The sequence below is a fragment of the Metamycoplasma neophronis genome (assembly GCF_006491995.1).
In the GTDB taxonomy this organism is placed as follows: domain Bacteria; phylum Bacillota_I; class Bacilli_A; order Mycoplasmatales; family Metamycoplasmataceae; genus Metamycoplasma; species Metamycoplasma neophronis.
The window spans coordinates 1-579 of the sequence record NZ_VHHP01000046.1 but is presented as its reverse complement, the minus strand read 5'-3'; the positions used below and the strand labels follow the sequence as shown (position 1 = coordinate 579).

Genomic DNA, 579 nt, shown 5'->3' with positions numbered 1-579 from the left:
TGACGACGTTTCTGCTGGCGTGGGAGCTGATGGCGATCGCGTCGCTGATCCTGGTGCTCTCCGAGCACGCCCGCCCGCAGGTCCGCTCGGCGGGCCTGTGGTACGCCGTGATGACTCAGCTGGGATTCATCGCAATCCTGGTCGGGCTGGTGGTGTTGGCGGCGGCCGGGGGTTCCGACCGGTTCGCCGGCCTCGGGGCAGTCTGCGACGGGGTCCGCGCCGCCGTATTTATGCTCACGCTGGTCGGGTTTGGTTCGAAGGCGGGCCTGGTGCCACTGCACGCCTGGCTGCCGCGGGCCCACCCGGAGGCGCCGAGCCCGGTGTCGGCGTTGATGAGCGCGGCGATGGTCAACCTGGGCATCTACGGCATCGTCCGTTTCGATCTGCAGCTGCTGGGGCCGGGCCCACGCTGGTGGGGGCTTGCGCTGCTGGCCGTGGGCGGCACGTCCGCGCTGTATGGGGTGCTGCAGGCTTCGGTGGCCGCCGATCTCAAACGGCTGCTGGCCTATTCGACGACCGAGAACATGGGCCTGATCACGCTGGCGCTCGGTGCGGCAACACTTTTCGCGGATACCGGAG

Annotated in this window: 1 protein-coding gene; it reads left to right on the top strand. The window is 69.1% G+C overall.

Features of this window, described 5'->3' with window-relative positions; all coding sequences use genetic code 4:
- Positions 1-29: 29 nt before the first annotated feature.
- Positions 30-579, top strand: a 550-nt coding sequence (locus tag FJR74_RS08445) for a proton-conducting transporter transmembrane domain-containing protein (RefSeq protein WP_503465751.1), incomplete at its 3' end; no start/stop codon positions are given.